The following is a 24,481-nucleotide window of genomic DNA, read 5'->3' as shown; positions in this document are numbered from 1 at the left end:
ACCGGCACAGCTGAGACGGGAATCCAGTGACGCCAAAACATGGAGAGCCGGGCTATCGGGCCGGGCGGCAGAAGCCAAAAAAAATGCCCCGCACTTCCGTAGTGCGAGGCAGGTCAGGGGGCCTTTTTTAGATGGCGGCCGGTGAGAGGTAACCTCTCCGTTCGGCCAGGTAACCACCCGGTGGCCAGAACCGGGAATTCAGAGGGGAAGACCGGGAAGGCAGCACTTATCGGGGTGCCGGTGATTATCCGGCGGGAATGAGTAAGTGCCCCTGCCCGAGGCAAGAAGTTTCTGCGGCCGATGCAGTGACCCCATGCCGCAATCCGGAAAATCTGCGCTCGTTTCTGCAAAAAACCTTCCTGCACGTTGCAAAGCATCCGACTGCATGGAAAGTCCGGCGTCCGTGCCGGCTGCTCCTGAACCGCCCCTCATTTCACTGCAGGGGAACGGTTTTCTCATCTTTTCCGGCTTTCAGCCCTGCCAGGAACAGCAGTATGATGACCACCAAAAAGAATCCGAGGGACAATGTCCAGTTTCCCGACAGATCATGGAAAGCTCCAAATAAAACAGGGCCGGCAGCCGCAAGCAGGTAGCCGAGCGACTGTCCCATACCGGAAAGTGAAGCGGCTTCCGAGGGCGTGTTTGTCCGAAGTGCAAAGAACATCATGGCAAGACCGAACGACGCACCGCCGGCAACGCCCATCAGAATCATCCAGAGCGCCGCGGCGGTCATGTTTCCGGAGAACAGCCCCCCGTAGCCGATCAGGTAAATGACGGTGATCAGAATGACGAGAAGCCGCTGGTCTTTCATGCGCCCCGCAAGGATCGGGATCATGAATGTAAAGGGAATCTGGGAGAACTGGACCAGGGAGAACATCCACCCCGCCCGTTCCGCGTCCATTCCACGGGCCATCAGTACTTCCGGCACCCAAGCGGCGGTCGTGAAGAACATGACAGATTGAAGCCCCATGTAAAAGGTGACCCCCCATGCGAGCGGGGACTTCCACAGCGGGCGCGGGGCAGGACCCCTGGATGGTCCCGACGCTTCAAGTACCGGCCGTTTCGCCACTTGCGGAAGCCAGACAATCGCTGCGATCACCGCAAGTATGGCCCACACGCCGAGCGAGATCCTCCAACCAAGGGAAGTTGCGGACGCGAGCGGTGCACTGACACCGGCAGCCAGCCCTGCGAAAAGGTTCATCGAGACGGTGTAGATGCCGGTCATCAGCCCAACCTGCATCGGAAAATTCATTTTCACGAGGCCTGGGAGGAGGACATTGCCGAATGCGATGGCCACGCCGAGAAGCAGTGTCCCTGAAATCAGCAGAACGATTCCGCCCGAGGACCGGATGACGATCCCGATGGCCAGCAAGAGAAGGGCGATGAACAGGCTTCGGGCCATGCCGATCCGGTCCGCAATCTTCGGGACCACGGGGGAGACGGCAGCAAACGCCAGGAGCGGGATTGTGGTCAGGAACCCGGCGACTGTCCCTGAGATGGACAGGTCCTCCATGATTCTCGAGATGACCGGGCCGACCGAAGTCAGCGGAGACCGGAGACTGAAGGCGATGAACACGACGCCGATAAGCAGCAAGACCGTGGCAGGCTTCAGATCCAGTTTTTTCGTACGGTATGTCGGGGGATTTCCGTTCAAGCAAAGCGCCTCCAGATGAATAAAATTGAAGATGATGGCTAAGCAGCCTGTTGCCCATTATCGTACCACCCGGCATACGGATAGTAAACGTCTCCAGGCACTTGCGGCACAGCATCTGTTTCGGGTACAATGATGGCAATACTCAAGGGCGTCGAAGGGGACTAGTAGGCGGCCCGATCCTTCCAGAGAGCCGGCGGTCGCTGTGAGCCGGCAGGATCGGCCTGTTGAACTCACCCCCGAGTCTGCATCACCGGCACGCGGTTGCCGGAAGGTGCCGTTTTCCGCGTTAAGGATGAGCTGGACGGCTTGCCGTCAATGTGGGTGGCACCGCGGGAGAATCGACTCTCGTCCCTGATTTATTTGGGGACGGGAGTTTTTTTATTTCAGGAGGGAGACAAAAATCATGAGTTACAATCATCGGGAGATCGACCGCAAATGGCGGAAATACTGGGAAGAAAACAAGACCTTCAAGACGGTCGATGAGCCGGACAAACCAAAATTCTACGCGCTGGATATGTTCCCGTACCCATCGGGTGTCGGACTTCACGTCGGGCATCCGCTCGGCTACATCGCAACAGACATCCTGAGCGGATACAAGCGGATGCAGGGCTATAACGTCCTTCATCCGATGGGCTGGGACGCGTTCGGTCTCCCGGCAGAACAGTACGCACTCGATACAGGGAACGATCCGGCTGAATTCACAGCCCGGAACATTGCGACATTCAAGCGTCAGATGCAAGAACTCGGCTTCTCGTATGACTGGGACCGGGAGATCAACACGACCGACCCGGAATACTACAAATGGACACAGTGGATCTTCATCCAGCTGTACAAGAAAGGCCTTGCCTATGTAGATGAGGTTCCGGTCAACTGGTGTCCGGCACTCGGTACGGTGTTGGCCAATGAAGAAGTCATCGACGGGGTTTCCGAGCGGGGCGGCCACCCGGTCGAACGCCGTCCGATGCGGCAGTGGGTGCTTCGCATCACTGAGTATGCCGACCGTCTTCTCGATGACTTGGATGACTTGGACTGGCCGGATAGCTTGAAGGAAATGCAGCGCAACTGGATCGGCCGTTCGGAAGGCGCGCAAGTCACCTTCCCGATCGACGGGACCGAACTTTCCTTTGAAGCGTTCACGACCCGCCCGGACACGATTTTCGGAGCAACGTATGCCGTGCTTGCCCCTGAACATCCGCTCGTCGGCCAGATTACGTCGGATTCACAGCGTTCCGCAGTGGATGCCTACATTGACAAGATCAAGACGAAGAGCGACCTCGAACGTACGGACCTCGCCAAGGAGAAGACGGGCGTGTTCACGGGTGCTTACGCAGTGAACCCGGCAAGTGGCGAAAAGATGCCGATCTGGATTGCGGACTACGTCCTGGCTTCTTACGGAACAGGAGCTATCATGGCGGTTCCTGCACACGATGAGCGGGACTATGAATTCGCAAAAGAATTCAATCTGCCGATCAAAGAAGTCGTTGCCGGGGGCAATGTCAAAGAAGAAGCCTATATCGGCGACGGGGAGCATGTGAACTCCGGCTTCCTGGATGGCCTTGGCAAGGAAGAGGGCATCGCAAAGGCGATCGAGTGGCTCGAGGAAAACGGCAAGGGCGAGAAGAAGATCACCTACCGACTGCGCGACTGGCTGTTCTCCCGGCAGCGCTACTGGGGCGAGCCGATTCCGGTCATCCACTGGGAAGACGGTTCGATGACGACCGTGCCGGAAGAGGAACTTCCGCTCATGCTGCCAAAGACGGACAATATCCGCCCGAGCGGCACCGGCGAATCCCCGCTTGCGAACATCGAGGAATGGGTGAATGTCGTCGATCCGAAGACCGGCATGAAAGGGCGCCGCGAGACGAACACGATGCCGCAGTGGGCCGGCAGCTGCTGGTACTATATCCGCTACATCGATCCGAACAATACGGAACAGCTCGTCGACCCGGAACTCGCTGAGCGCTGGCTGCCGGTCGACATCTATGTCGGCGGAGCGGAACACGCGGTGCTTCACCTGCTTTATGCCCGCTTCTGGCACAAGGTGCTCTACGATATCGGTGTCGTCAAGACGAAAGAGCCGTTCCAGAAACTCTTTAACCAGGGCATGATCCTCGGTGAGGGCAACGAGAAGATGTCGAAGTCGAAAGGGAACGTCGTCAATCCGGACGATATCGTTGAAAGCCACGGTGCCGATGCGCTCCGTCTCTACGAAATGTTCATGGGACCTTTGGATGCATCCAAGGCTTGGTCAACAAACGGACTCGACGGTTCCCGCAAGTTCCTGGACCGGGTATGGCGCCTGTTCACAGAAGCGGACGGCACGCTCGCCTCGAAGATCACCGAAGAGAACGACGGCACACTCGACAGAGTCTACAACCAGACGGTCAAGAAAGTGACCGAAGACCTCGAGAACATGCACAACAACACCGCCATCTCACAGATGATGGTGTTCATCAACGAAGCTTACAAAGCCGACAAGCTTCCGAAGGAATATGCGGAAGGCTTCGTGAAGATGCTGTCGCCGATCTGCCCGTTCATCACCGAAGAATTGTGGCGCATCCTCGGTCATAGCGATACAGTCAAGTATGAAGCGTGGCCGGCATATGACGAGTCCAAGCTCGTCGACGACGAAGTGGAAATCGCCGTCCAGATCAATGGCAAAGTGCGCTCGAAGGTCGTCGTTCCGGCGGACGTCACGAAGGAAGACCTCGAAGCAGCCGCACTCGCAGAACCGCGCGTCAAAGAACTTACGGAAGGCAAAGACATCAAGAAAGTCATCGCTATTCCAGGACGGCTAGTGAATATTGTTGTGAAGTAAACCGAACAGACGAACACCCCCGGAGCTGGGGCAGCTCCGGGGGTGTTTGTGTCTCAGGGAAAGTGGCGACAGTTTAATTCTGTACCTTAAACAAATCGGTTATTTTCCTCGTACTCCACACCGTGAGAGGAATGACGATGACAAGAGTTGCAAGGATTGTTGCAAGGATCGTGAAAAGAGAGTGGTTGATGAAATGGTTGGCTAGCCGTTCAAGCGCATAAAAGTAAATCAGGAAAACCACTGTTCCTATGAACCCGTTCGCAAGCGGTCTAGCAATGGCATGTTTTTCTTTGAGAATCAGCCCTAACAAGATCACTAAACCGATCAGCAGAAGATAAGGAATCAATGGTCACCCTCCCTTAGATTCATCGCGCTATCCCATTATATACCATTAGTGGACCCAGATTGCAGAATAAAACCGCCTGCTGAATCGAGCAGGCGGTTTCAGTAAATGCAATCATTCTTCTCTTCCCGTGGCCATCTTTCCTGCACTCATGCCGGCAATTCGGCCGGTGACGAGGGCGGAGGTGATGTTGTAGCCGCCGGTGTAGCCGTGGATGTCGAGTACTTCGCCGCAGAAGTAGAGGCCTGTTTTTTTCTTGGACGCCATCGTCTTCGGTCCAATTTCCTTGACTGAGACGCCGCCGCCTGTGACGAATGCCTTTTCGATCGGCTGGGTTCCGTTTACGGACATTTCAAATGAATGAAGGAGCTTCGAGAGGTTGCGAAGTTTTTCGTGAGCCACTTGTCCGGCGGGAGCGGCTGGGTCGATCTCCGCGCGCTCCATGAGAAAGAGCAGCCACCGTTCAGGAACGAGCCCCTTCCACAAATTCTTCGCGGCTTTTTTAGGCTCTTCCTTGCTGGAGCGAACCAGTTCCTGGAACGTTTCTTCCGCATTCTCGTCAGGTAGTGCATCGATTCGCATCGTGACCGGCTTACCGCCGTTTTTCTTCATTTCTTTCACGACAAACTGGCTGCACCGCAGGATGGCGGGACCACTCAGTCCGAAGTGGGTGAACAGCATGTCCATGCGGTGGGTGACAAGCGCTTTGCCTTTTTTGTTCAGGACAGTCACTGCCGTGTTTCGGAGAGCGAGTCCCTGCAGATTCCTTGATCGGATGAACGGTTCGTTCGAAAGAAGGGGAACTTCCGTCGGGTAGAGTTCTGTCACGGTGTGACCGGCGCGCTCGGCCCACGGGTACCCGTCTCCCGTCGATCCGGTCTGTGGTACGGCCTTGCCGCCGGTAGCGATGATGACCGCTTTGGAACGGACCTCTTCGCCGTTTTCGAGCCGGACGCCGAGAATTTGTTCATCATCCATGAGGAGCTTCTCCACGCGTGCCCCGAATCGGACTTTGACGCCGAGGCGGCTGAGTTCACCGGTCAGGGCTTGGACGACATCCATGGCCTGGTCTGATACCGGGAACATCCTGCCGTGGTCTTCTTCCTTTAGCGGGACACCCAGCCCTTCGAAAAACCGAATGATGTCTTTATTGTCGAACACCGAGAAGGGACTGTATAGAAAACGGCCATTGCCGGGGATATGGCGGATGATTTCTTCATATTCAAGGTTATTGGTCACATTGCAGCGGCCACCGCCGCTGATGGCGAGCTTTTTGCCTAATTTATTTCCTTTTTCAATCAGCAGTACGCCGGCGCCTTCTGCTCCGGCGGCAGCGGCGGCCATCAGCCCGGAAGGACCTCCGCCGATTACAATCACGTCGTACATAGGACGATGCTCCTTTCGGATGCTTGGTAAGATGATGAGTCAAGTGTCTGACCGAAGTCGTTCTTTACCCGGCCACCATTATACACCGTTTTCCTTAAAAGAATTTGAGATATTGGCCGGAGCGGAGTAAACTGGAGTTTAGCTTATAAGAATGGAAGGGTCACATGTCATCGAATCTAGTCAAAGGGACGGCGATCCTGTCGATCGGCCTGTTCCTATCCAAGGCATTGGGGCTGCTGTATGTCATCCCGCTGTATGCGATGGTCGGAGAGGAGAACCTCGGCCTCTATCAGTATGCCTATATCCCCTATAACATCATGCTGTCATTTGCGATATCGGGAATGCCGATCGCGGTTTCCAGATACGTCTCGAAATACAATTCACTTGGCGATTATGAAGCAGGGCGCAAATTGCTCAGATCCAGTCAGAAAATCATGATCGGCTCCGGTGTGGTTGCCTTTCTTCTTCTGTTCTTCCTGGCAGATCCGATTGCACAGATTGTCCGTGCCAGTGACGAACAGGTGTTTACTGTCGATGACATTGCCGGTGTCATCCGGCTCGTCAGTTTTGCGCTCATAGTGGTGCCGTTCATGAGCCTGACCCGCGGATTTTTCCAAGGCTACCAGCAGTTCACGCCGACGGCCGTTTCTCAGCTTGTCGAACAGATCGTCCGGATCCTGTTCGTTCTCGCCGGGGTCTACATCGTCATCAACTTCACTCAAGGCTCTGAAAAAACTGCCATCTCGTTCGCTGTGTTCGCGGCGTTCATCGGAGCGGTTGCCGGTCTTGCCGTTCTCTACTTTTATTGGCGGCGGGAGAAGCCGAAAATGGACAGCCTTCTCGCGGAAAGCACGGTCAGGTCGGATATCCGGCTTAAGGACATGTATCGTGAGCTGATCGTTTATATCTTCCCGATTGTCTTGGTCGGGCTGGCGAACCCGCTGTTCCAACTTGTGGACATGCTCACGTTCAACCAGGCGATGGCGTCGATCGGGCTTGGATCCGTATCGGACGGACAACTGGGAATGCTGAACTTCTCGACGCACAAGATCGTCATGATTCCCGTCATGGTAGGGACAGCATTCTCCATGGCGATCATCCCGATCGTGACCAGCTATTATACAAAAGGAGACAGGCGCGGCATGACCCGGTCGCTTGACCAGGTTTTCCAGATCATCGCCTTCCTGACATTGCCGATGATTACGGGGCTGATGATCCTTTCGGACGAACTCTATCATCTGCTGTTCGAACAGAGCGAGACCGGGGCGGATATATTGAGAAACTATGCGCCGGCAGCCCTGTTGTTTGCGCTCTACTCGGTATCCGGATCGATCCTCCAGGCGATTGACCGCCATAAATGGATTATCCTGAACTTGATGATCGGCCTGTTGCTGAAACTGGCACTGAACATGCCGCTCATCCGGATGTTCGAGGCTGAAGGAGCGATCTTGGCTACGGTCATCGGCTACGGTGCAGCGGTAGGATTGAACATCGCGGTCGCCGTCCACACCCTCCATTACCGGTCCCGTATGGTCATCCACAGGCTCATCCTCATCGTCATGTTCAACGCCGTCATGGGTGTGGCAGCGTGGCTAGTGCTGAAAGGACTGTACCTTTTCGGTTCTGTAGATGGAAAAGGGGACGCCTTCCTTTATACACTGATCACGGCGTTGGTCGGGGCTGCAGTGTATGCGGTGCTTGCTTTGCGGTCTGGACTGGCACAGAAACTGTTCGGTGACCGTCTGAACCGGCTGATGAAAAAGTTTGGAATGTGAGGGAACGACGATGAGACTGGACAAAATGCTCGCAAACTCCGGATACGGTTCACGAAAAGATGTCAAAGCGCTTCTGAAGCAGGGCGCGGTATCGGTGGACGGAGTTCCGGTGAAGGACCCGTCCCTTCATGTGGACCCTGAGAGCGGTTCTGTCACTGTGCTCGGAGAGACAGTGGATTACAAGGAATTTATCTATGTGATGATGAACAAGCCGCCCGGTGTTATTTCGGCGACGGAGGACACCCGTGATCGCACCGTTGTGGATCTCCTGCCTTTTGAATTACGCCGTTTCAAACCGTTCCCGGTTGGCAGGCTGGATAAAGATACAGAAGGTCTCCTTCTCCTGACCAATGACGGGAAGCTGTCCCATGAGCTTCTATCGCCGAAAAAGCATGTCGGCAAGACGTATTATGCGGTGATCGAAGGGGAAGTGACCGAGGAGGACGGAGAAGCCTTCCGTCAAGGGGTTACGCTGGATGACGGTTATGTCACCAAGCCGGCCGAACTGCGTATCCTGCACAGCGCACTCGAATCCGAAATCGAGCTGACCATCACTGAAGGGAAATTTCATCAGGTCAAACGGATGTTTGAAGCGAGAGGCAAACGCGTCACTTATCTGAAGCGATTGACGATGGGGCCACTACAGCTCGATCCGGAACTCGGGGCAGGTGTATGGCGGGAGCTCACGGAAGAGGAACTGCTTGAACTGAAAAACAGGTAAAGGTATTGCAAACAGAAAAGGACGGTTCCCGGATCTTGTTCGGGGACCGTCCTTTTCGTATGTGTACACACTATGAAGACAGCTTCACTCTTTTGTTCGTCGTTGTCCATTTGCCCCGGCTTGGACTGCTCACCAGGCCATTAAAAGCAAGCACGCTTAAATCTCGTTGCACCGTGCGCGGAGTGATGCCGAATGCGTCGACCAGGTCATCGGTCGAAACGGTGCCCTGATCACGGATGTACAAATACACATCCTTAATGCGGGTCAGCATCCGGTCGGTAGTCGGTTTCAAATCGTAACCACTCCTTCATCATATTCTCCATGTCAAGACCAGCGGACGACCTAAAGCTTCGAGCTCTGCTCGACACTTTTCGGTTGAGGGCGTACACATCCTTTACTCATTTTGAGCGCTTTCGCTCGCTATCATTATACAATAATAGTTTGAGTATTCCAATGCATCCAACATTTTTTACATTTACTTTACAGGATGATTACAAATGGCGGCCTGCTTTCAATTTTCCGCCGGTTGTGTAGAATGGCAATAAGAAAAGGGAGGCATGAGCCGTATGGATTGGAAACGGAAAGCAGATCAGGCGGAAAATGAGATCGTTTCAGATTTGAAGTCGCTTATTTCGATTAAAAGTGTGCTGGATGAATCGGCTTCAACCGGAGAGGCTCCATTCGGCCCCGGTCCCAAACAGGCTTTGGATTGGCTTCTTGAGCGTGGCAGGGAAACCGGCATGTCGATCAAAGAGGTTGACGGCGTTGCAGGACATCTTGAGATCGGCGAAGGAGAAGGGCTCCTCGGCATATTATGCCACGTGGATGTGGTGCCTGCCGGAGACGGCTGGGAGACACCGCCTTTCGAAGGACACGAGCGGAACGGCAAAGTATACGGCAGGGGTGCGATCGATGACAAAGGCCCGACGGTTGCGGCCTTCCATGCATTGAAGATGGTTCAGGAATCAGGCCTCCCCCTCAACAAAAAAGTGCGGCTCATTGTCGGGACCGATGAAGAAAGTGAGTTCCGCTGCATGAAACGCTATTTTGAAGCGGAAGAAATGCCGGAAATCGGCTTTGCACCGGATGCCGACTTCCCGATTATCCATGCGGAAAAAGGGATTGCGGACCTGATCTTTTCACAGTTGCCCGGAGACAATGAGGGGCCGCTCCGTTCCTTCCATTCAGGAGACAGGACAAATATGGTTCCTGAAAAAGCCAGTGCTGAAATTTCGGTTTCCGAATCCATGGATGGGTTTGAGGAAGGGTTCCGGGCGTTTCTTGAGGCTACCGGATCTTCAGGTGAACTTGCCATGCACGGCGACTCCTGCCTCATCACCCTTCACGGAAAAGCCGCCCATGCCATGGAGCCGGAAGACGGGGTCAATGCCGGAGTACTGCTTGCGCAGTTCCTCGATCCTTTTATGGAGGGGGCTTCCGCCCGATTCACGTCCTTTGTCATTCAGGCATTCGGTGATGGGTCGAGGGGACATGCGCTCGGATTGGATTTTTCCGACGAAATTTCCGGGGAGACCACACTTAATGCGGGGATTCTGACGTATAATGGGTCAAAGGGCGGCGAGATTTCCGTCAGCATGCGTTATTCCGTCACGTATCCGAAAGAGGATAGGCTGGCCGAATGCCGTGGAGCCCTTGAAGGGTCCGGTTTCACGCTCGATATCGCATCCGATTCTCCCCCCCATCATGTGGATGCCGGCGACCCGCTGATCCGTACGCTCAGTGAAGTGTACGAACGGCAAACCGGAGAACGGGCGGAACTGCTCGCTATCGGCGGAGGCACCTATGCCCGCACGCTCGAGAAAGGGGTCGCATTCGGCATGCTCTTCCCGGGAAGGCCGGATGTCGCCCACCAGACGGACGAGTATGTGGATGTTGAAGATCTCGTGAAGGCGGCCGCAATCTATGCGGATGCCATCGCATCCCTTGCAGGTGTACAGTCAACGGACAAAACCAACTAATTCGTATGAAAGAAGGATTAAAAAACATGTCCATGTATCTGATGAATGACCGCTTTGTGAAAGATGATGAAGTGACCATTTCGATTGAAGACCGCGGCTACTACTTCGGAGACGGCGTTTACGAAGTGATCCGTGTATATGGCGGTGTCATGTTTACCGCGGAAGAACATATCGGTCGGCTTTATGAATCAGCAGAGAAAATCCGGATGACGCTCCCCTATGGGCAGGAAGAGATGATCGATAACCTGAGCCGGCTCGTCACCGACAACGGCGTGAAGGAGGGCCATGTGTACATCCAGGCCACACGCGGAGCCGCACCGCGCGTCCACCAGTTTCCGGGTGAGGCGATCACCCCCGTCATCACTGCCTATACGAAATCCTATCCGGATGACGCACCTGCGGCAGAGCCTGCCAAACTCAAGTCGGTGGCAGACATTCGCTGGCTGCGCTGTGATATCAAGAGCCTGAACCTTCTTGCCAACGTCATGGCGAAACAGGAAGCTTATGAAGCGGGATGCTACGAGGCGCTCCTGCACCGGGACGGCACGGTCACAGAGGGTTCATCCTCGAACCTGTTCGGTGTGAAGGACGGCGTGATCCATACCCATCCGGTGTCTAACTTCATCCTGAACGGCATCACGCGCCGCGTCATCATGCAGTGCTGTGAAGAGCTCGGGCAACCGGTCCAAGAGGAGCCGATGTCGCTTGAAGATGTCTACTCGATGGATGAATTTTTCCTCTCCTCGACGACAAACGGCATCCTTCCGGTAAGTGAAATCGATGGACGCAGGATTGGCGACGGACGTCCGGGACCTGTCACGGAAAAGCTCATGGAGGCATTTGAAGCGAAGCTCCCCGAGCCGGTCGCAACGCGCTGATGGGATGAAGGCAGTCTTCGTTGTCAATCCTGCAGCAAGGGGTGGAAGAGCCCTCAGTCGTTGGAAGGCATTCAGAAAGACGCTGACATTCCCTTTCCGGGAACTCATGACGAAAGGCCCCGGGCATGCCAAGGCAATCGCCCGGGGTTTTGCCGCTGGAGGGGAAAAAGAAAAAGTCCTTCTCATTGCATTCGGCGGTGACGGCACCGTCCATGAAATCCTTGCAGGCGCCGCCGGTGCGGACCATGTTATAGTAGGTTCGGTAAGTGCAGGCTCAGGAAACGATTTTGGCCGTGGTTATCGTTCATTCAGGACTGCAGAAGAGATCGTGGCTTATCTAGGCGGGAGGACTGCACCCCCGTCCCTTGATCTGGGCATGGTCAACTTCGGGGATGGTTTCATTTTCGTCAACAGTTCAGGAATCGGTTTTGATGCCGAAATCTCCAGGGGCACCGGCAGGTCGGCGTTCAAGCCTCTCCTGAACCGTACCGGGCTGGGAAAACTTGTATACGCTCTTTATACGGTTCGGGCACTGTGCGCATTCCGGACATTCAGCCTGGAAGTGACGGCTGATGGAAAACAGATGGACTACCACGATGTCTGGTTTGCCACAGTTAGCAACCAGCCATATTTCGGAGGGGGCATGAAAATCTCCCCGGAATCGGATCCGGCTGATGGTCTTATTGAACTGACGGTCGTCAGCCGCCTATCCCGGGTAAAACTGCTGCTGGTCTTCGGAAGTGTTTTTTTTGGCGCCCATACGGTCTTCAGGGAAGTGGACAGCAGAAAAGGCCGCCAGTTTTCCTTGAAGGCGGATCGCGAAGTGCCACTCCATACAGACGGCGAAGATGCCGGCGACACGCAACCGGGCCGTCCGGTCGTGTTTTCGGTCCGGCCGGGAGCGTGGCGCCTCGCGGGACAACAACGAACAGGAAGGTCAGGGATCTAACATGAGAGCACGCCATAAACCATGGGCGGAATCGTTTATAAATGAATATCCGGACGTGGTTATCCAGGAGCCCGAGCAGCTGAAAGGCTGCTGGGCGGAAGAATTCTCTAATTCACATCCGATCCACATCGAGGTCGGAACCGGCAAGGGCCGGTTTATCACCGGTATGGCGGAAGCCAATCCTGATATCAACTACATCGGCATTGAAATGTTCCGCGACATTATCGTGACGGCGGTTCAGCGGGCGGACGAGGCGGGCAAGCCTGCCAATCTGCGCCTGTTGAATGTGAATGCCGAGCGGCTGGAGGATATTTTCGCTCCAGGGGAAGTCGGCCGTGTCTATCTGAACTTCTCCGATCCGTGGCCGAAAGCGCGTCACGCAAAGCGTCGGCTGACCCACGACAATTTTCTCACCCGTTATGAAAGGATTCTGCTTCCGGAAGGAGAAGTACATTTCAAGACGGACAACCGCGGACTGTTCGAGTACTCTCTGATGAACATGACGGACTATGGCATGCGGCTGGCGGATGTATCACTGGATTTGCACGCGGACAAACCGGAATGGAACATCATGACGGAGTACGAGGAGAAGTTCTCCTCCAAGGGCCAGCCGATCTACCGGCTGGAAGCCGCATTCAGGAACGAAGGGAATTAAGCAGGAAGAGGGGGAAATCAACATGGATCATTATCAATTTCACGGAATCGAACTGACTTGGCTGGACGGGGGATTCAACCGGCTTGATGGGGGCGCAATGTTCGGGCCGGTGCCGAAGGTGTTATGGTCGAGAAAGTACGAAGTGGATGGGGACAACAAAATCCCCTTGGCGACGGAGCCGATCCTCGTGCGTACGCACGGCAAAAACATTCTGATCGAGTCAGGGCTCGGGTCGGGCAAACTGACGGAAAAGCAGGTCCGCAACCTCGGCGTCACCAGGGAGTCGAATATCGAAGATAGCTTGGGTGAGCTCGGCCTGACGCCTGAGGACATCGATATCATCCTGATGACGCATTTGCACAATGACCATGCGGCCGGCCTCACACGCCGTGAAGGGGACGGTTACACTTCCGTCTTTCCGAATGCGGAAATCCATGTCTCGCAGATTGAATGGGACGAGATGCGTGAGCCGAATATCCGTTCACGGAATACATACTTCCGGGAAAACTGGGAGCCTGTCCAGGACCAGGTAAAGACATTCCAAGATCGGGTGGAGGCCGTTCCCGGAATCGAGATGATTCATACCGGCGGCCATAGTGCCGGACACGCAATCATCAAGATCACAAAAAACGGGGAAACGCTGATCCATATGGCCGACCTGATGCCGACCCACGCGCATCAGAATCCGCTTTGGGTCCTGGCATTTGATGATTACCCGATGGATTCTATCTATTCAAAAGAGCGTCTCATGAAAGAAGCGCTTGAAAACGGATACCGGTTCATCTTCTATCATGATGCCTTTTACCGAATGATCCAGTGGGACGAAAGCGGCAAGAAAATTACAGACAGCATGGAGCGCACTCCTTTTGAAATACCGGCGGGCACAGCGTCCGAGCAGAAACAACCATGAACATGAAAAAAGCTGCAGACCGGGTGCCGGGCTGCAGCTTTTTTCAGATTTTATTAATCTCCACAACAGTACCGGTCTTCGCATCGGCAGCGAATTCGTACTGTTCATAGGCACCGCCGATTTCACGGGAGAGCCCGCCGCGGTATACGTCCATTTCAACGGCTTTCTGGCGGAACGGTTCTGTTTTCATGACAATCCAGGCCCCGTCAATCGGGCCTTCTTTTTTAAATGCACTTTTTACATGTTCAAGCACCTTATCCGGCGAGACATTGCGGTCGGCGCGGTTAACTGCTTCCACGACGGCTGCACCAGCAACGGCACCGGCCACGGCGCCAATGGCAAAATCACGAACGTTCATCCATTTCCCTCCTGTAGACCGCATTTTCACCAAGTATAACAACCGGGGCGGTGATTGAGCAAGTTTTCTTCCGGAATCCTCTTCGGAGCCCGAAGGATTTTCTGTGGAAACCCCGGCCTCCTTCGTCTACAATTAGAAAGAGAGCTGACTGAAGGGGAGGCCACAAATATGCAGAATGAAACACTGACGATGTTCAAGACACTGACAGAGCTGCCGGGCGCACCGGGCAATGAGCACGCCGTCAGGAAGTATATGCGGCAGGAGCTTGAGAAATATTCGGACAAAGTGATGCAGGACGGGCTCGGGGGAGTATTCGGTGTCCGCAACGGGGGAGAAGGGACGCCCAAGGTCATGGTGGCCGGCCATATGGATGAAGTCGGGTTCATGGTATCCGCCATCACGGATAATGGCATGATCCGCTTCCAGCCGCTTGGCGGATGGTGGAGCCAGGTGCTGCTTGCCCAGCGGGTCCAGATTATTACGGATAACGGACCGGTGATCGGTGTAGTCGGATCCATTCCTCCTCACCTTCTGAGCGATCAAGTGAGGAATAAGCCGATGGACATCAAGAACATGCTGATTGACATTGGTGCCGACGATAAGGAAGATGCGGGGAAGATCGGCATCCGTCCAGGCCAACAAATCGTACCGGTCTGCCCGTTCACGCCGATGGCCAACGAGAAGAAAATATTGGCGAAAGCGTGGGATAACCGGTACGGCTGCGGACTGGCAATCGAGCTGCTCAAGGAAGTGCAGGGAGAAGAGTTGCCGAATACACTTTATTCCGGAGCGACCGTCATGGAAGAAGTCGGTCTCCGCGGTGCCCAGGCGGCTGCTGCCATGATTGATCCGGATCTCTTTTTTGCGCTGGATGCCAGCCCTGCAAATGACGCATCCGGAGACAAAAACGAATTCGGCCAGCTGGGAAAGGGAACCCTTCTTCGGATTTTCGACCGTTCGATGGTGACCCACAGGGGGATGCGCGAGTTTATCCTGGATACGGCGGAGACGAATAAGATTCCTTACCAGTACTTTATTTCCCAGGGCGGAACTGATGCCGGCCGCGTCCATCTATCAAATGAAGGCATTCCGAGTGCGGTCATCGGCATCTGTTCACGGTATATCCATACCGCGGCATCGATTATCCACACTGACGATTACGCGGCAGCGCGTGAACTGCTGGTCAAGCTGGTCCGTTCACTCGACCGGACAACTGTCGAGACGATCCGGAGCCATTCATGAATAAGGAAAGGGGCCGAACCGGCCTTTTTTTTCTGCATTCTAAATGAAAACTGGAGGGTACAAACTTTGAAAATAGTTGTCGGTTCGTCCAACTTGGCGAAAATTGGAGCAGTGAAGAATGCATTCGAGTCGCTCGGCATCCAGGCGGATGTTACAGGTGCCGGTACGGAGTCTGGTGTCGCGGCACAGCCATTCGGAGACGAAGAAACATTGACCGGTGCCAGGAACAGGGCCATCGCAGCCCTGAAGACCGGCCCCCATGATTTGAGCATCGGGCTCGAGGGCGGTGTGAAGGAATTGGACGGACGGCTCTACATATGCAACTGGGGGGCGCTTGCCCTTCCGGATAGAACAGTGTTCACGGCGGGGGGTGCCCAGATTCCATTGCCGGATGAAGTGGCAGTGCTTGTCCGGGGCGGCAAGGAACTCGGCCCTGTCATGGAGGCACTCACATCGAAGGAGGATATCCGGCAAACCGGAGGCGCGGTCGGTGTCTTCACAGACGGTACAGTCAGCCGTTCAGCCATGTTCAGTCAGATCGTGCTGCTGCTGGCAGGGCAGTGGAGGTTTGCTTCAGGACAAAGGGGAAGGCGGCAGGGGCAGTAAGTTGCAAGGAGCCGGGAACAACTTTAAAATGATGGGGATGAACATACGGAAGCGGGGGACGAGAATGGGCAAGTGGCTTCGCTTCACCGCCGGATTCACGCTGGCGGCGATGCTTGCCGGCTGTTCGGCTACAATCGAAGAACAGACTTCCGAAGGAATAGAGAGGGCCGCCAAGGTGTTTGAAGATCAAACCAAGCATCCGAACACCCAAGTAGGGAAGGCCAGCTTCTATAAGCCGTTTGGTTTTAAGGTGCAGGAAGGTTCGGATGAGCAGAATATCGTGCTTGAAAAAGGCGGCGATACCTATGTGCTTTTTATTAATCCGAACGAAGGAAAGGGCAGCAGGCTGTTCTATGATCTTCTCTATGCAGATCCGGCGGGAGAAATACTGGAGACCGGCACGTTTGAACATCTTGGCACCTTCGGCTTTGCCGGAGCCGCCGCTGCATCAGGCGAGCGAGTGGAACTGGTCGCCGGAAGCGGCGGCCGGAAAATCACGACTCTCTCGGATAAGGGAGAGATCAAAACAAACTTGAAAACGATGATGGAAATTGTCCGGTCCGTGAATTATGAAGACGGAGCGGTCGCGAAAGAATAAAAACGGGACAGGGGGACGCCCTGTCCGGAAGGGAGGCGGGTCCATGAATGCATTGGAGTTGGTGCGCGAGCTAAAGCGAAGGCTGGGAGAAAAACGGTTTTCCTGGGACTTCGACCGACAGAACAACCGGCTGAAAATGAAGCACCAGACATTGGGGAAAGGCCTTGAGCTGAGCCTGCCGCCGCTTCTCGCCAAGATTGAGAACAATCCGGACACCGCTCTAGATGAAGCAGTCTACACAATCAACGAAACCTTCTCGGCAATGGAGCGCGAGGCAGAAGAAGGGTTTAGCGGGGAGGGCCGGATCTATCCGGTTATACGCTCGACGTCCTTCCCGGTCGAGTCCAAGGAAGGCAACCGGTTCATCACGACAGATCACACCGCCGAGACGCGAATTTTCTATGCACTCGATCTGGGACAGACCTACCGGCTGATCGATGAATCGATGCTGGACAGCCTTGGAATGACAGACCAGGCCATGAAGGAATCGGCACGATTCCGGGTCAAGCAGCTTCCGACCGATGTCAAGCGGGATGAGGTTGCCGGGAACATCTATTATTTCGTGAATAACAACGATGGTTATGATGCGAGCCGGATCCTGAATGAACCATTCCTGAAAGAAATGGAGCAAAAAATCGAAGGGGTCATGACCGTATCCGTCCCCCATCAGGATGTCCTCATTATCGGGGACATCCGAAACGACACCGGCTATGATGTCCTTGCCCAGCTGACAATGCACTACTTCACAGTCGGCCGGGTACCGGTGACATCATTGTCCTTCATCTGCGAAAACGGAGAACTCGAGCCGATTTTCATCCTTGCGAAAAACCGGCCGGAAGGAAAGGAAGAAAAAGAATGAATGTATTCTATAACAACAGCGGCGTCGGCGATGTCCTGATGGTCCAGCTTGTGCCGGACACTCCAGATGAGATCAAGGCAGACACGACCGGAGATATTACACTGATCCGTGACGCGGCGTCAGATGAAGTGTCCGGTTTTAACCTGTTCCGTGCTTCGGAATATATGAACGTGGAAGGCAATGGAAAGATCGAGGCGGACGAGGCGTTCCTCGAACGGCTGAAGGAAGCCTTTTCGAAAAATGGAGCGGAATTTTCCTTTGAGGTTGATCTTTCTCCAAAGTTTGTCGTCGCGTACGTCATCTCCAAAGAAAAGCATCCGAATGCAGACAAACTCAGCATCTGCAAGGTGGATGTCGGCGCGGAAACACTACAGATTGTCTGCGGCGCTCCGAACGTCGATGAAGGCCAGCATGTTGTGGTAGCCAAACCGGGTGCGGTGATGCCATCGGGAATGGTCATCAAAGACGCAGAGCTCCGCGGAGTGCCGTCGTCCGGCATGATCTGTTCCGCAAAAGAACTGGCTCTCCCGGATGCACCGCAGGAAAAGGGCATCCTGGTTCTTGAGGGTGAGCATACACCTGGTGAGCCATTCCGGTTCTGAAGCACTATTTTCTTTGGCCGGATAAGCGTTTAAACTGTTCAGCAGCGGTATCGCACGTCTTCCACCATGAAGGCGTGCGGAACCGCTGCTGCTTATTTCCTGCCGGACTTGTGTGTCCCGAGGCGCAGGTGACTGTTTGATTGAAATCCTCCATGCTGATAGAATAAAGTGATTGACAGTGAAAAGAGTGATATCTATTGAACTGGTTTAAACGACTTCTGAACAAATTCACCGAAGAAGAACAGTCGGAAGAACTCGAGAAAACCGATTACATAGAACGAACTGACTTTGTAGAAAAAGCGGATGTCGGACGTCCGAAGTTCCGCTTCCCGCTTATTCCGGACGATGGAGAGCCGGTTGAAGAGGACACGATTCCCGCGCCTCTTCCGCCGAGGGAAAACCGTACGGGCACGACAAGGGAGCCGTTTGCACCATCCGGCGGCCGCTTGCCGCTGCCGAAGCATCTCCGGGCTGGCAGGCCGGAAAACCGGGGGACGAGGGAGGAGCCCCGCTTCACGGAAGCTCCGATCCAGCGTGAGCCGGTTCGCCCGGAAACACAGGAAACACCGGTCCGGCCTTCAAGCCGGAAAGTGGCACCGGTTCTGGATGAACGCCCCAAGCCTCCGAAGAGGACCCGCGGGTTTATGCCGTCCGACGTACCGTCGCCGGTCTACGGCTACAAAAAACCGGTCGCGCCGCCCGCCAGGCCGACAAGCGTGGCGCCTCCCGAAACCGGGCTCGCCGACCTGATCCGTGAGCGGGAGTCGGACGGTGGGGGTCGCAGTGCAGATCAATTGATCGATGAACACCGCCCTGATTCCTCATTGCCTCTCCCGAAACCCGGCAAAAAAACGGAAAGGCCATTTGGCCGCGGGGAAACTACCCAACCGACAAAAGCCCCGCTCGCTTCAGAAGATAAAAACGCAGCGGAACACGAACTTTCGGAAGAGGTTGTCATCACGCGAGTATCGGATCTGCCAAAGTCCCGTGCACAGCAATCAGCTGTACAAAATCCGGAAACAGAAAACTCAGGACCGGCGGCCGCACCTGCAAAATCGATGCCGGAGCAGAAAGAGATGAAAGAACAATGTCCTCCTTCTTTGCAGGAGGAGAAGCGGACGGAAGAAACCGGACAGCTGGACCAGAAAACCGAGCCGGCCGTTTCCGTACAGGAAAACCATCAGCCCAAACGAAAAACCGGAACTCCATTTAACGTTGTCATGCTGAAATCCGACCGTCAGCGACTCGAACAGCTGGAGCGGCTAAAAGGACTGAAGCCACCAACCATAAGATCGGCCGGACAACAACCGGCCGACTGTGCAGAAGAAAGCCGTCCTGCCGGTCCCGACCGCAGCAGGGAGCCGGAAAAGGCAGAAACACCGGTTCCGGACAGTGGGACACACGGCGCCGGAATGACCGGTGAAACACCGCAAGAGCCGGAAAATGTCCCGGCGGTCCATGAATCTGTTCCGGATGAACAATTGCCGCACTATGTGTTTCCGGATAAGGAATTTCTCGTCGAGCCGGAGGCCAAATCACAGGATTATGAATGGATGGAATCCCAGGCGGCCAAATTGGAAGAAGCGCTGTCCTATTTTGCGGTCAAAAGCAAAGTGATTGGCATGGTCCAGGGGCCCGCGGTCACTCAGTTCGAACTGAAGGTCGGCCAAGGCACGAAAGTAAGCAAGATCCGGAACCTGCAGGATGACCTGAAGCTGGCACTTGCCGCCAAGGATATCCGGATCCAGGCGCCGATCCCCGGAAAAAGTTCGATCGGCATCGAGATCCCCAACCGGGTAGCCCGCCCGGTCAGAATCTCGGAAGTCATCGGCTCCCAGGCGTTCGAGGAATCGGATTCTCCACTTGAAGCGGTACTTGGCCTGGATCTTGCGGGAAGGCCTTCGACCATCGACCTCAGGAAAATGCCGCACGGCCTTATCGCTGGTGCCACAGGATCAGGAAAGTCGGTCTGCATCAATTCGATTCTTACGAGCTTGCTTTATAAGGCGACCCCGGATGAGCTGAGGCTTCTGCTCATTGACCCGAAAATGGTCGAGCTTGCACCTTACAATCGGATCCCGCATCTCGTCAGCCCTGTTATCACGGATGTCAAAGCGGCAAATGCCGCCCTGAAATGGGCAGTGGAAGAGATGGAGAGGCGATATGAGCTGTTTGCCCATGCCGGCGTTCGGGACATCGCCAGATATAATCAAAAGGCGGAGGAACACCGCGAATTCAGCAAAAAGCTGCCGTACCTTCTGATTGTCATCGACGAGTTGGCCGACCTGATGATGGTCGCGCCGGCGGAAGTGGAGGAATCCATCTGCAGGATTGCGCAGAAAGCACGTGCATGCGGAATTCACCTGGTGATTGCGACACAGAGGCCTTCCGTGGATGTCATCACTGGGCTGATCAAGGCCAATGTCCCGACAAGGATTGCCTTCTCCGTATCCTCGCAGGTGGACTCCCGTACGATCATCGATGTTCCGGGGGCCGAGCGGCTACTCGGAAGAGGGGACATGCTCTACCTCGGAAATGGCATGTCCGCGCCCGCCCGTCTTCAGGGAACGTTCGTCACTGACGATGAAATTGAACGGGTCACCGAATATGTCCGCCGGTCGGGAGAGCCGAATTATTTGTTCAGGCAGGAAGAGCTGATTAAAAAGGCGGAATCACACGAATCCGAAGATCCGCTGTTTGAAGATGCCTGCCGGTTTATTGCTGAGGCGGGAAGCGCATCGACATCAATGTTACAGCGGAAATTCAGCATCGGCTACAACCGGGCGGCCCGCCTGATCGATATGCTGGAAGACAGGGGATTCGTTTCCCCTCAGAAGGGCAGTAAGCCGAGGGACGTCTATCTGACCCAGGAAACGGCTGCGGCTATCGAACAGCCGGGCGGACCTGCGCATACGATATGAACGGATGGAAAAAATAAAGCAAATGGTGCATCTGACGAGCACTCGTTTGATGGTATAATCGGAATATGGCCTTTTGCGCCGTACACAGGGATTTCAATCCCGGGAGGTTTAGCATGACAGTTTATCATTTCACCGGAATCAAAGGGTCAGGCATGAGTTCGCTTGCCCAGATCCTGCACGACACCGGATATCAAGTTCAAGGCTCTGACGTCGACAATTATTTCTTTACCGAAGAACCCCTGAAGGAACGGAATATCCCGATCCTTCCCTTTGATGCGGAAAATATCCGTGAAGGGTTGACCATCATTGCGGGCAATGCGTTTCCGGACGGCCATCCCGAGCTGGCCAGAGCACGTGAGCTGGGGCTCGAGGTCATCCGCTACCACGAGTTTCTCGGAACGTATATCGATTCCTTTGTTTCAGTCGCGGTAACCGGATCACATGGCAAGACATCGACTACAGGCCTTCTCGCCCATGTTTTGGCCGGCTACGGCCCGACGTCCTATCTGATCGGGGATGGGACAGGGAAGGGAGATCCCGACGCGAAGTTTTTCGCGCTTGAAGCCTGCGAATACAAGCGTCATTTTCTTGCGTATGAACCGGATTACGCGATTATGACGAATATTGACTTCGATCATCCGGATTACTTTGCCGATGTCGACGATGTATTTGACGCATTCCAGGAAATGGCCTTTAAAGTGAAGAAATGCATCATTGCCTGCGGGGATGATGAACAGCTTCAGCGTATCCAGGCTAACGTTCCGGTCGTGTATTACGGATTTTCGCCTGAAAATGACTTTGTTGCCCATAATCTGCAGCGGGACGAAACCGGAACGACATTTGATGTCAGGGTCAGGAATGAAGCCTACCAGACATTCCACGTGCCTCAGCCGGGAGACCATGCTGTGCTGAATGCCCTTTCTGTTATTTCACTTTGTCAGTATGAGAATATTCCTGCCGACATCATCCAGGAGCGGCTGGATACGTTCGGCGGAGTCAAGCGGCGGTTTACCGAGTCGGTGATCGGAAACAGAGTCATCATTGATGATTATGCACACCATCCGACCGAGATCCGTGCGACCATCCAATCGGCCCGGCAGAAATATCCCGGACGTGAGCTTGTGGCGATCTTCCAGCCTCATACTTTTTCGAGGACGGCTAAATTCATGGATGAGTTCGCGGAAAGTCTCAGCTTGGCGGACGCGGTCTATGTCGCAGAAATCTTCGGCTCGGCACGCGAACATAACGGGGACCTGAAAGCGGAAGACCTTGCAGAGAAGATAGAAGGCAGCCGCACGATCCATGACGGTGAAGTCGATCAGCTTCTTGCGCACGAAAATGCGGTCCTCCTGTTCATGGGAGCTGGTGACGTGCAGAAATATGAAAAAGCCTTCACAGAACTCGTGAAGGATGGAAAAACAGCCTAAACAGAGTTGCTCCTCTGCGCCATCACTCCGATCAAGCGGAGTGATGGCTTTTATGTCTGCGGTTTTTGCAGGAACCGCTTCGGGAAGTGAATGTTTCGGACAGTTCCGCCTATATAAATCCGGCGTGCAAATTCTTTGATTAGGAAGGAGTCGCGGTGATCGATGTTGAATAGGTGGAAGGAGCGTTTATTCCCAATAGGACAGGGGTACAACGTTAGTATGGAACAGGCATCATGAATAGGAGGAAATGTCATGGAAAATTTGTTGTACATTGCGGCGATTGTAGCGGCCGTTGCTTTTCTGATTTTATGCATCGCCCTGGCCGTGACCCTCAACTCCGTGAAAAAGACGCTGAATAACGTCGCATCTACGGTGGATGGTCTCGAAGGCCAGCTTCAGGGGCTCACTAAGGAATCAACTGAGCTGCTCCACAAGACGAATCTGCTGGCGGAGGATATCCAGGATAAGAGCCAAAAGCTCAACACAGTTGTCCAGGCTGTACAGGGCGTAGGTGAATCTGTCGGAAACCTCAACTCTTCCGTACGCAGGATCACATCGTCTGTCGCGGCCGAAGTGGAGCGTAACGAAGATAAGATTGCCCAGGTCGTTCAATGGAGCAATGTCGTCATGGAAATCCGTGATAAATGGAAAGAGCGTACGGGCACAGGCAAGGACAAGGACGGCTGGAACCGATATTCTGCACAGGCCCAGAAGCGTTTGCCCGAACCTGAAAAAATCGATTACTGACAGACAGGCAACTATGCAAAAAAGTATTCATTAATCTAAAGGAGGAACAAACATGAGCAAAGACAAACAGCTGAAACCGAACTACAATGAATCGGGCATGAACCGCGATTATTATGAAGCGCAGGAACAGGCGGCCGCATCCGGTGTCACTGCCGACTATGCCACTGATTATCCGGGCAGCAAGCCGGCAACCTATGACATGTACAGCCCGAACCAGTACGATTACAGCTACCGCAACAATTACAGTGATTCCTTCTACCAAGACGGGGATGAAAAAGCAGACGGCAGCGGCGGATTTATCGCTGGCGCGCTGATCGGTGCGCTGATCGGCGCAGGCGCAGCGCTTCTCCTGGCTCCGAAGACAGGGAAGGAACTGCGCAGCGATGTGAGCAACCAGGCAGAGACCATTAAGGAAAAAGGTATCGAATTGACAAACGTCGCAAAAGACAAAACCTCCAATCTTACAGGATCAGTCAAGGAGAAAACCGGTGACCTCACCAAAAAGGTCCAAGACCAGACAAGCAAGGTCGTGGACAAGGTGAAGTCGAAGAAAGGCCAGAACGCTCCGATGGATGACGGCACAGTTTCCTCTGAAGGGGAAGAACCGATCGAATTGATCGACACGGTTGCCGAAAAAGTGGAATCGGCCATCGAAAGCGGCCAGGACAAAGTCAACTCCACCGCGGAAGCGCTAAAGTCCGCTGTAGAAGAAAAGGAAAAAGAAGCCAAAGACATGGTGAAGAAATCCGACAAGAACAATCAGTCAGGAAATGGCACCAAGAAACCCGGCAATAAAAAGAAGCCTGACATCACTTCAAACAATACGCCAAATGACCCGAGCACAAAAGGCCAGCACAGCGGCAATACGCCATACAGCTATGACAACTCAGAAAATGCCGGTGACAACAAAGTCATGGCCATGAACCATATTTCGAAAATCGAGAACGACAAAAAAGACAACAAAAACACTTAAAAGAAAAGTCCGCCAAGGCGGGCTTTTCCTATGCTTGAAGATGTAATCGCTTACATCCGAAAAGTATTATTATTCAGCAA

The 24,481-nt window shown here is 54.3% G+C and carries 22 protein-coding genes and 1 other annotated feature; of the genes, 17 read left to right on the top strand and 5 right to left on the bottom strand.

Going from position 1 to position 24,481, the window contains the following annotated elements:
* Positions 1-433 precede the first annotated feature (433 nt).
* Complete coding sequence (locus BLT01_RS10745; RefSeq protein ID WP_092097690.1) at positions 434-1,654, bottom strand: CynX/NimT family MFS transporter; 1,221 nt, start codon at positions 1,652-1,654, stop codon at positions 434-436.
* Positions 1,655-1,796: 142 nt separating this feature from the next.
* Positions 1,797-2,010: a binding site (T-box leader), on the top strand.
* 47 nt (positions 2,011-2,057) lie between these two features.
* Between BLT01_RS10745 and leuS the strand changes: the two genes are divergently transcribed.
* Positions 2,058-4,472 (top strand): leucine--tRNA ligase, encoded by a 2,415-nt coding sequence (gene leuS, locus BLT01_RS10740; protein WP_092097689.1) that lies wholly within the window; start codon positions 2,058-2,060, stop codon positions 4,470-4,472.
* Positions 4,473-4,545: 73 nt separating this feature from the next.
* Here the strand turns inward: leuS and BLT01_RS10735 are convergent, their stop codons facing one another.
* Both BLT01_RS10735 and BLT01_RS10730 read right to left on the bottom strand, forming a co-directional pair.
* Positions 4,546-4,818 carry a hypothetical protein gene (locus BLT01_RS10735; RefSeq protein ID WP_092097688.1) on the bottom strand — a complete coding sequence of 91 codons (273 nt, stop codon included), beginning with the start codon at positions 4,816-4,818 and terminating at the stop codon, positions 4,546-4,548.
* A 111-nt stretch (positions 4,819-4,929) separates the two neighbouring features.
* The gene (locus BLT01_RS10730) at positions 4,930-6,201 is read right to left on the bottom strand and encodes a BaiN/RdsA family NAD(P)/FAD-dependent oxidoreductase (protein ID WP_092097687.1); all 1,272 of its coding nucleotides are present in this window, start codon (positions 6,199-6,201) and stop codon (positions 4,930-4,932) included.
* Positions 6,202-6,365: 164 nt separating this feature from the next.
* Here BLT01_RS10730 and BLT01_RS10725 point away from each other — a divergent pair, with 164 nt between their 5' ends.
* Together BLT01_RS10725 and BLT01_RS10720 are read left to right on the top strand one after the other, a co-directional pair.
* A complete protein-coding gene (locus tag BLT01_RS10725) occupies positions 6,366-7,976 on the top strand; it encodes a putative polysaccharide biosynthesis protein (RefSeq protein WP_092097686.1) in 1,611 nt (536 codons plus the stop codon).
* A 10-nt stretch (positions 7,977-7,986) separates the two neighbouring features.
* A complete protein-coding gene (locus tag BLT01_RS10720) occupies positions 7,987-8,697 on the top strand; it encodes a pseudouridine synthase (protein WP_092097685.1) in 711 nt (236 codons plus the stop codon).
* A 70-nt stretch (positions 8,698-8,767) separates the two neighbouring features.
* Here the strand turns inward: BLT01_RS10720 and BLT01_RS10715 are convergent, their stop codons facing one another.
* Positions 8,768-8,989 (bottom strand): DeoR family transcriptional regulator, encoded by a 222-nt coding sequence (locus tag BLT01_RS10715; RefSeq protein WP_092097684.1) that lies wholly within the window; start codon positions 8,987-8,989, stop codon positions 8,768-8,770.
* A gap of 274 nt (positions 8,990-9,263) precedes the next feature.
* Between BLT01_RS10715 and pepV the strand changes: the two genes are divergently transcribed.
* The 5 genes from pepV to BLT01_RS10690 are packed head-to-tail and all read left to right on the top strand — an operon-like array spanning position 9,264 to position 14,068.
* Positions 9,264-10,676, top strand: a complete 1,413-nt coding sequence (gene pepV, locus BLT01_RS10710) for a dipeptidase PepV (RefSeq protein ID WP_092097683.1) — start codon at positions 9,264-9,266, stop codon at positions 10,674-10,676.
* Between the two features lie 26 nt (positions 10,677-10,702).
* Positions 10,703-11,554 carry a D-amino-acid transaminase gene (dat, locus tag BLT01_RS10705; protein WP_092097682.1) on the top strand — a complete coding sequence of 284 codons (852 nt, stop codon included), beginning with the start codon at positions 10,703-10,705 and terminating at the stop codon, positions 11,552-11,554.
* Between the two features lie 4 nt (positions 11,555-11,558).
* Positions 11,559-12,503, top strand: coding sequence for a diacylglycerol/lipid kinase family protein (locus tag BLT01_RS10700; RefSeq protein WP_092097681.1), 945 nt, complete (start codon positions 11,559-11,561; stop codon positions 12,501-12,503).
* Position 12,504: 1 nt separating this feature from the next.
* Positions 12,505-13,158, top strand: coding sequence for a tRNA (guanosine(46)-N7)-methyltransferase TrmB (gene trmB / locus BLT01_RS10695; RefSeq protein ID WP_092097680.1), 654 nt, complete (start codon positions 12,505-12,507; stop codon positions 13,156-13,158).
* A gap of 22 nt (positions 13,159-13,180) precedes the next feature.
* Positions 13,181-14,068 carry a YtnP family quorum-quenching lactonase gene (locus tag BLT01_RS10690; RefSeq protein WP_092097679.1) on the top strand — a complete coding sequence of 296 codons (888 nt, stop codon included), beginning with the start codon at positions 13,181-13,183 and terminating at the stop codon, positions 14,066-14,068.
* 43 nt (positions 14,069-14,111) lie between these two features.
* On the opposite strand, the gene BLT01_RS10685 is transcribed toward BLT01_RS10690, so the two are convergent.
* Positions 14,112-14,426: a PepSY domain-containing protein gene (locus BLT01_RS10685; RefSeq protein WP_092097678.1), complete on the bottom strand. Its 315-nt coding sequence runs from the start codon at positions 14,424-14,426 to the stop codon at positions 14,112-14,114.
* A 168-nt stretch (positions 14,427-14,594) separates the two neighbouring features.
* Here BLT01_RS10685 and BLT01_RS10680 point away from each other — a divergent pair, with 168 nt between their 5' ends.
* The 9 genes from BLT01_RS10680 to BLT01_RS10640 all read left to right on the top strand — a co-directional run bounded on the left by BLT01_RS10680 (position 14,595) and on the right by BLT01_RS10640 (position 24,401).
* Positions 14,595-15,668, top strand: coding sequence for a M42 family metallopeptidase (locus BLT01_RS10680; RefSeq protein ID WP_092097677.1), 1,074 nt, complete (start codon positions 14,595-14,597; stop codon positions 15,666-15,668).
* A 66-nt stretch (positions 15,669-15,734) separates the two neighbouring features.
* Complete coding sequence (locus BLT01_RS10675; RefSeq protein WP_092097676.1) at positions 15,735-16,274, top strand: DUF84 family protein; 540 nt, start codon at positions 15,735-15,737, stop codon at positions 16,272-16,274.
* A 64-nt stretch (positions 16,275-16,338) separates the two neighbouring features.
* A complete protein-coding gene (locus BLT01_RS10670; RefSeq protein ID WP_092097675.1) occupies positions 16,339-16,872 on the top strand; it encodes a hypothetical protein in 534 nt (177 codons plus the stop codon).
* 43 nt (positions 16,873-16,915) lie between these two features.
* Positions 16,916-17,731: a DUF1444 family protein gene (locus BLT01_RS10665; protein ID WP_092097674.1), complete on the top strand. Its 816-nt coding sequence runs from the start codon at positions 16,916-16,918 to the stop codon at positions 17,729-17,731.
* Positions 17,728-18,333: a YtpR family tRNA-binding protein gene (gene ytpR / locus BLT01_RS10660; RefSeq protein ID WP_092097673.1), complete on the top strand. Its 606-nt coding sequence runs from the start codon at positions 17,728-17,730 to the stop codon at positions 18,331-18,333. Before BLT01_RS10665 ends, ytpR begins: the two co-directional genes overlap by 4 nt.
* 197 nt (positions 18,334-18,530) lie before the next feature.
* Entirely contained in the window at positions 18,531-21,254 is a 2,724-nt protein-coding gene (locus tag BLT01_RS10655; protein WP_245696919.1) for a DNA translocase FtsK, read from the top strand.
* 113 nt (positions 21,255-21,367) lie between these two features.
* A complete protein-coding gene (gene murC, locus BLT01_RS10650) occupies positions 21,368-22,681 on the top strand; it encodes a UDP-N-acetylmuramate--L-alanine ligase (RefSeq protein ID WP_092097672.1) in 1,314 nt (437 codons plus the stop codon).
* Positions 22,682-22,933: 252 nt separating this feature from the next.
* A complete protein-coding gene (locus BLT01_RS10645; protein ID WP_092097671.1) occupies positions 22,934-23,428 on the top strand; it encodes a DUF948 domain-containing protein in 495 nt (164 codons plus the stop codon).
* Positions 23,429-23,480: 52 nt separating this feature from the next.
* Positions 23,481-24,401, top strand: a complete 921-nt coding sequence (locus BLT01_RS10640) for a YtxH domain-containing protein (protein WP_245696918.1) — start codon at positions 23,481-23,483, stop codon at positions 24,399-24,401.
* Positions 24,402-24,481 lie beyond the last annotated feature (80 nt).

It is taken from the genome of Bhargavaea beijingensis, assembly GCF_900101985.1.
Taxonomy (GTDB): domain Bacteria; phylum Bacillota; class Bacilli; order Bacillales_A; family Planococcaceae; genus Bhargavaea; species Bhargavaea beijingensis.
The sequence above is the reverse complement of the archived record's forward strand: the minus strand, read 5'-3'. Positions and strand labels throughout refer to the sequence as shown.

Excerpts from the sequence above, each read along its gene's own strand:
- BLT01_RS10725 (WP_092097686.1), top strand. The coding sequence starts at position 6,366 with ATGTCATCGAATCTAGTCAAAGGGACGGCGATCCTGTCGATCGGCCTG.
- murC (WP_092097672.1), top strand. The coding sequence starts at position 21,368 with ATGACAGTTTATCATTTCACCGGAATCAAAGGGTCAGGCATGAGTTCG.
- leuS (WP_092097689.1), top strand. The coding sequence starts at position 2,058 with ATGAGTTACAATCATCGGGAGATCGACCGCAAATGGCGGAAATACTGG.
- BLT01_RS10645 (WP_092097671.1), top strand. The coding sequence starts at position 22,934 with ATGGAAAATTTGTTGTACATTGCGGCGATTGTAGCGGCCGTTGCTTTT.
- BLT01_RS10690 (WP_092097679.1), top strand. The coding sequence starts at position 13,181 with ATGGATCATTATCAATTTCACGGAATCGAACTGACTTGGCTGGACGGG.
- BLT01_RS10670 (WP_092097675.1), top strand. The coding sequence starts at position 16,339 with ATGGGCAAGTGGCTTCGCTTCACCGCCGGATTCACGCTGGCGGCGATG.
- pepV (WP_092097683.1), top strand. The coding sequence starts at position 9,264 with ATGGATTGGAAACGGAAAGCAGATCAGGCGGAAAATGAGATCGTTTCA.
- BLT01_RS10680 (WP_092097677.1), top strand. The coding sequence starts at position 14,595 with ATGCAGAATGAAACACTGACGATGTTCAAGACACTGACAGAGCTGCCG.
- BLT01_RS10685 (WP_092097678.1), bottom strand. The coding sequence starts at position 14,426 with ATGAACGTTCGTGATTTTGCCATTGGCGCCGTGGCCGGTGCCGTTGCT.
- BLT01_RS10640 (WP_245696918.1), top strand. The coding sequence starts at position 23,481 with ATGAGCAAAGACAAACAGCTGAAACCGAACTACAATGAATCGGGCATG.
- trmB (WP_092097680.1), top strand. The coding sequence starts at position 12,505 with ATGAGAGCACGCCATAAACCATGGGCGGAATCGTTTATAAATGAATAT.
- BLT01_RS10730 (WP_092097687.1), bottom strand. The coding sequence starts at position 6,201 with ATGTACGACGTGATTGTAATCGGCGGAGGTCCTTCCGGGCTGATGGCC.
- BLT01_RS10720 (WP_092097685.1), top strand. The coding sequence starts at position 7,987 with ATGAGACTGGACAAAATGCTCGCAAACTCCGGATACGGTTCACGAAAA.
- BLT01_RS10700 (WP_092097681.1), top strand. The coding sequence starts at position 11,559 with ATGAAGGCAGTCTTCGTTGTCAATCCTGCAGCAAGGGGTGGAAGAGCC.
- dat (WP_092097682.1), top strand. The coding sequence starts at position 10,703 with ATGTCCATGTATCTGATGAATGACCGCTTTGTGAAAGATGATGAAGTG.
- BLT01_RS10665 (WP_092097674.1), top strand. The coding sequence starts at position 16,916 with ATGAATGCATTGGAGTTGGTGCGCGAGCTAAAGCGAAGGCTGGGAGAA.
- ytpR (WP_092097673.1), top strand. The coding sequence starts at position 17,728 with ATGAATGTATTCTATAACAACAGCGGCGTCGGCGATGTCCTGATGGTC.